The sequence below is a fragment of the Pseudundibacterium arcticum genome (assembly GCF_042646465.1).
Lineage (GTDB): Bacteria > Pseudomonadota > Gammaproteobacteria > Burkholderiales > Burkholderiaceae_D > Undibacterium_A > Undibacterium_A arcticum.
In genome coordinates this window covers 1-4,944 of the sequence record NZ_JBHRTP010000060.1, presented here as the reverse complement: position 1 = coordinate 4,944, position 4,944 = coordinate 1, and the positions used below count along the sequence as shown (strand labels likewise).

Below are 4,944 nucleotides of genomic sequence, written 5' to 3'. Positions count from 1 at the left end.
CTACTGACGCTCGAAGACGCCGGCAACTACAAGGGTGACGACTCGGTGCACCAGAAAATGCGCTTCGTGGCCGCGCGCCGCGTCAAAGTCTCGTAATTTAACCCGATGACGCGCCGGATCGATTTCGGCGCGTCGTTTTAAGGAATAACTCTGATGAGTGAACCAACCGTAACCCTGAAGCCGACGCAGGAGATCCTTGCCAAGGCCAGCGAAGAATCGACCATGGTCGACGCCCTTGGCCGCACGATCAAGATCAAGAAGCCGGGCGTCTTGGCGCAATACCGTCTGATCGAGGCACTGGGCGACAGCGCGCAGAACGTCACCTACATGAGCATGGTGCTGCCGCTGATCTACGTGACCGCGATCGATGACCTGGCTGTGCATCAGCCAAAAAGCAAGCTACAGGTCGAGGCACTGATCCAGCAGCTGGACGAGGCCGGCATCGAGGCGGTCATGCACCATGTGCAGGAAACTTTCGGCAAGAGCGATCCCGAACAGGACAAAGCCGAACTAAAAAAGTAGTCCGGACCGGCCCGATCCGTGAATGCTTATGGCTCGTCAAGAATGGCGTGCCGTTCGACGTCGCGTTCGGGCTGGATGACATCACGCGAACGGGCTGGTGCATCATCTTTTCCGAGATGGAAGGCGCGAAATTCAATTTCAACACGATGCAATACGAGGATCAGAAATGAGAGAGTTTGCGCATCTGGGGGAAATGGTCGCGCATCTGGCTACGATGGCCGCCGCTGAAACGCTGGCACTGCATCACGGCTTGAAGAAGTGCGCAGTTGCCATCGAGAAGACCGCGAAACAGGAAATCGGCGAGTACCAGGGCGAGGTCGGCCCGTTTGCCGGATGGGTGGAACTGGCCGACGGCACCAAGGCCGACCGGCTGGCGCAGGGATTCACTGAAAATGATCCGTTACTGCGCAATGGCAAGCTCCGCGCCTCGATCAGCCATCAAATTCACGGTCTGGACGCGGTGGTCGGCTCGGACAGCGACATCATGGTGTATCAGGAGCTTGGCACCGAACACATCCCGCCGCGCGCGGTGCTGGGGCCCGCGGCGATCCGCAACAAAGAATTGATATTGAAAACGCTGGGGCAAGCCGCCGCTGAAGGGCTGCTGTACGGCGCAGGCTCGACGCTGACCGCCCTAGAGTAGGCAGTAGATGAATATGCCGACCAGCGTCGCGGCGATCAGGCCAATGACCAGCAGGCCAAACGAGGCCAGAAACAGATCGAGACGCTTACCGATCGGCATCGGATGAACGAAGCGCAGGCCGGTTTGCGCCGCCTGGCGGGTCGATTGATCTGCCGGCCGGATATTAGGGTACTGCACCCATGAAACCCGGTCGGCAAGCCATTCTTGCATTTGATGTGACAGCTTCATATTTTCGGGATACCCATGTTTGACGCCTACAAGATCGGAATCACTCTATCGCTGACGAACCATGTTAGCAAGGGCTTGATGCTGCTGGCTGGAGATTTCGCAAAGACTGAGGCGCAGGCGACCTTGCTGCAAAAGCGCATCAACAGCATTAAGAATGACGCGCTGAAGGGCGGCATCATGCTCGGCGCGGGTGTTGGCATGTTAGCACTATTCAAGGCTCCGCTCGAAGAGGCAAAGAAGTTTCAAACGGAAACCGCAAAATTCGCTTCCCTTGGCTTCGGCGATGCCGTGACCGGCCAAGCGGTGAAGTTTGCCACCGGCATGAACACGGTCGGTACCAGCGCGCGCGACAATCTGACGCTACTTTCCGATGCCATGGCCGTGTTCAAGAACCTGGAGCATGCAGAATTCGCCGCGCCGATCATGGCAAAGATGAAATTTGCCAATGAAGCCGTGTTCGGCCAGAAGGGCGGCGAGCACTCCACGAAGTTCATGGACATGCTCAAGGTGATCGAATTCCGGGGCGGCCTGTCCAGCGAGAAGGAGTTTGCGACGCAGGCTAATTTTGTGCAGCAAGTTATTTCTGGAAGCCGCAACCGGGTCGATGCCACCCAATTGCTGCAGGCTTTGAAAACTGGCGGCGTAGGCCTGTCGCAGCGATCAAACAAAGACTTCTACCTCGGCGCGGAGCCCTTGATTCAAGAATTCGGCGGTCAGCGTTACGGCACCGGTGCCATGTCTATTTACCAGAATCTGGTGCAGGCGCGCGGCACAAAGACGGCTCAGGCCGAGCTTTACCGGCTCGGTTTGCTCAATAAAGACATGGTCGAGTTCAACAAGATGGGCGAACTTAAGAAGGCGCTGCCAGGATCGTTCATGGGCTCCAACATTCTTGAAAAAGAGGGCGAGCTTGCATTGCTGGAGAAGGTGCTGCTGCCAGCGTTTGCGGCCAAGGGGATTACCGGGGATGAAGGCATCATCCGCGAAATCGGGATGATCGTTGGCAACCGTACCGGCTCCAGCTTGCTGTCCCGGATTTATCAGCAGCGCGCCACCATCAAAACACAGTCGGCAGCAAATATGAATGCCGAGAACATCGACCAATTGAGCGCGCGTGCCGGCGGAACACTGGCAGGCAAGCAAATCGACCTGCATGCCAAATTCAATACCTTGATGCTGCAGCTTGGCAACACGATCTTGCCACTGGCGATCAGCGCGCTGGAAAAACTGATTCCGCTGGTGAAGATCATGGCGGGATGGATCGAGCGGCATCACACTTTGGTCAAGCTACTGTCGGGCGCATTTATCGTGCTGGCCGGCGGCCTGATGATTCGCGGCTCGATTCTATTGCTCGGCGCGGCGCTCCGTGGACTTGGCTTGTCGCTGGCAATGGGCGCGGTCGGCGGTCTGTCTGGCATGGTTTCCGGGCTCGGTATCGCTGCAGGCTTGATCGTCAGCCCGATAGGAATCGCTGTTCTCGCGATTGGTACGATTGCGGCCGCATGCTATGCCTTCCGCAAGATTTCGCAAGATGAGGTTAATGCAGTCAAGACAGACGGCGGCGTTAAGTTGACGGCTGGCGCAGCGGCAAGGATTGCCGCGGGCGAGGGCGGGTTCGTGAAGCCAGGCGCAAACAATAAGCCAATCCAAGTGCATACACAGGTAAATATGGACGGGTTCAAAGTGGCAACTATCGTCACTCAGCACCAGTCGAAAGCAGCATCTAAGCCGCAACTTGGCACCGGCCGCTTTGACTTTGGCCTGACGCCACTCTCGCCAGGAATGAACATTCGATGAGGCCAGATACCTACCTTAGCCTGGGCGATCTGAATTTTTCGCGGTTCGAAGTCCCGGAGCACATCCAGTTTGGCGGCGATCAGGCGCTGGCCGTGCATGAACTGGTCGGCGGCAAGCGAATCGTGGATGCCATGGGACGGCAGGACAAGCCGCTCGAGTGGTCTGGGCAGTTTATCGGCGCCGATGCGAATGATCGTGCGCGCTATCTGAATTACCTGCGGATCGCTGGCAAGCCGCTCATTCTGTCGTGGGGCGAGTACGCCTATAGCGTCGTGGTCAAAACGGCGTTGATGGACTACCGGCGAGCCTATGAAATCCCGTATTCGATCAGCTGCATGGTGGTCGAGGACTTGACGCTACCGGTCACCGCATCGCCGCCGGCATCGGTCGACAGCGCGATCAACGATGATATGACGACATCGAACAGTTTGGGCGGCTTGATCGGCGACGGCCCATTGACGGCCGCGCTCGGCACGCTCAATACCGCGATCAGCGCGGTGTCGTCGTTCGCCAATGCCGCGCAAAGCACGATCAATAGCGTGCTGGGACCAGTTCTCGCGGTGCAGGCGCGCGTCACGACCTTGATTGCGTCGACCGGCAATACCATCGCCAATATCGCCACAGTCGGCGGCGTACTGCCAAACACACCGATTGCCACGACGGCATCGAAACTGAATGCGCAGATCGCCGGTTACACGCAATTGCCGCTGCTGCTCAACCTGCAAGCATCGACCGGGCGCATCGGCGCGAATCTGGGCGCCATCTCGACATCCGGCAAGTCGGTAACCAGCGCCGGCGGCAACCTGTTCGACTTGGCATCAAAGGCCTATGGCGATCCAACTGCGTGGCCGACGATCGCGCGTGCCAACAAGCTGAAAGATCCAGCCCTAGTCGGAGTTCAGACAATCATCATCCCGCCGACACCAGACGGCAGTGGGGGCGTGTATGGCGCTTAATCCGACTGTCCAATCCATCGCCCGCCAGCCGCGGGGCGTCGTCAAGGTCAATGACACACGACTTGACGGTTGGATCAAGTGGGAAGTTGACAACAACACCTACTACGAAGCCGACACCTTCCGCGTGACCTTTGCGCTGTCGGCACTGCCGGCGGCCTGCGGCGATGCATGGTGGGCCAGCCAGCAGGAAATATTCATCGAGATATTCGCCGGCTTCCCGGCAGATGCCGAGAATTACAGCGCGACTGAGCTGCAAAGCCTGACTTATGGACGCGTCGATGATGTGACGTTTGACCCGGTAGCGCGCACCTTGCAAGTATCGGGACGCGACCTGACGGCGATGCTGATCGACGCTAAGACCAGCGAGACGTTCCAGAATTTGACATCGAGCCAGATCGCGACGCAGATTGCGCAGCGGCACGGTTTGACAACAACGTATGTAACAGCAACGTCGAAACGGTCCGGCAAGTATTACCAGATCGACCAGGTGCGCGTGAACCAGCAGCGCAGCGAGTGGGACTTGCTGACCGCATTGGCCGGCGAGGAAGAATTCTCAGTGTACGTGAAGCGCAAGGAATTGCATTTCGAGCCAGTCGCACAGCCGAGCGCTAATCCCTATCTACTGAAATGGGAGCCGCCGACCGATCAGAACGGGGCTTTCGGGTTCAACGGGCAATCGATCAGTTTCAGCCGGGCGTTAAATTTCGCGCGCGGCGTGGTCGTCACTGTCATGTCGGTCAGCCCGAAAACCGGGCAGGCGATCAAAGTCATCTACCCGGCCAAGGCCGCGAACATCAA

At 58.1% G+C, this 4,944-nt stretch carries 7 protein-coding genes; 6 read left to right on the top strand and 1 reads right to left on the bottom strand.

The window, feature by feature from the left end; all coding sequences use genetic code 11:
• Window positions 1-153: 153 nt before the first annotated feature.
• Genes ACFOFO_RS18550 through ACFOFO_RS18540 form a run of 3 tightly spaced genes read left to right on the top strand, consistent with a single transcriptional unit; the run spans window position 154 to window position 1,165 of the window.
• Window positions 154-522, top strand: coding sequence for a hypothetical protein (locus ACFOFO_RS18550; protein WP_390323664.1), 369 nt, complete (start codon window positions 154-156; stop codon window positions 520-522).
• Window positions 523-569: 47 nt separating this feature from the next.
• Entirely contained in the window at window positions 570-692 is a 123-nt protein-coding gene (locus ACFOFO_RS18545; RefSeq protein WP_390323666.1) for a hypothetical protein, read from the top strand.
• Window positions 689-1,165: a hypothetical protein gene (locus ACFOFO_RS18540; protein ID WP_390323667.1), complete on the top strand. Its 477-nt coding sequence runs from the start codon at window positions 689-691 to the stop codon at window positions 1,163-1,165. Before ACFOFO_RS18545 ends, ACFOFO_RS18540 begins: the two co-directional genes overlap by 4 nt.
• On the opposite strand, the gene ACFOFO_RS18535 is transcribed toward ACFOFO_RS18540, so the two are convergent.
• The gene (locus ACFOFO_RS18535) at window positions 1,157-1,375 is read right to left on the bottom strand and encodes a hypothetical protein (RefSeq protein WP_390332351.1); all 219 of its coding nucleotides are present in this window, start codon (window positions 1,373-1,375) and stop codon (window positions 1,157-1,159) included. The genes ACFOFO_RS18540 and ACFOFO_RS18535 overlap by 9 nt on opposite strands.
• Before the next feature lie 33 nt (window positions 1,376-1,408).
• Between ACFOFO_RS18535 and ACFOFO_RS18530 the strand changes: the two genes are divergently transcribed.
• The 3 genes from ACFOFO_RS18530 to ACFOFO_RS18520 form a co-directional block, all read left to right on the top strand.
• The gene (locus ACFOFO_RS18530) at window positions 1,409-3,190 is read left to right on the top strand and encodes a phage tail tape measure protein (RefSeq protein ID WP_390332349.1); all 1,782 of its coding nucleotides are present in this window, start codon (window positions 1,409-1,411) and stop codon (window positions 3,188-3,190) included.
• Window positions 3,187-4,146 carry a LysM peptidoglycan-binding domain-containing protein gene (locus ACFOFO_RS18525; RefSeq protein WP_390323674.1) on the top strand — a complete coding sequence of 320 codons (960 nt, stop codon included), beginning with the start codon at window positions 3,187-3,189 and terminating at the stop codon, window positions 4,144-4,146. The genes ACFOFO_RS18530 and ACFOFO_RS18525 overlap by 4 nt, the downstream gene beginning before the upstream one ends.
• Window positions 4,136-4,944 (top strand): hypothetical protein (locus tag ACFOFO_RS18520; protein WP_390332348.1); only part of this gene is annotated, 809 nt, incomplete at its 3' end. The genes ACFOFO_RS18525 and ACFOFO_RS18520, both read left to right, overlap by 11 nt.

Excerpts from the sequence above, each read along its gene's own strand:
- ACFOFO_RS18525 (WP_390323674.1), top strand. The coding sequence starts at position 3,187 with ATGAGGCCAGATACCTACCTTAGCCTGGGCGATCTGAATTTTTCGCGG.
- ACFOFO_RS18550 (WP_390323664.1), top strand. The coding sequence starts at position 154 with ATGAGTGAACCAACCGTAACCCTGAAGCCGACGCAGGAGATCCTTGCC.
- ACFOFO_RS18535 (WP_390332351.1), bottom strand. The coding sequence starts at position 1,375 with ATGCAAGAATGGCTTGCCGACCGGGTTTCATGGGTGCAGTACCCTAAT.
- ACFOFO_RS18530 (WP_390332349.1), top strand. The coding sequence starts at position 1,409 with ATGTTTGACGCCTACAAGATCGGAATCACTCTATCGCTGACGAACCAT.
- ACFOFO_RS18540 (WP_390323667.1), top strand. The coding sequence starts at position 689 with ATGAGAGAGTTTGCGCATCTGGGGGAAATGGTCGCGCATCTGGCTACG.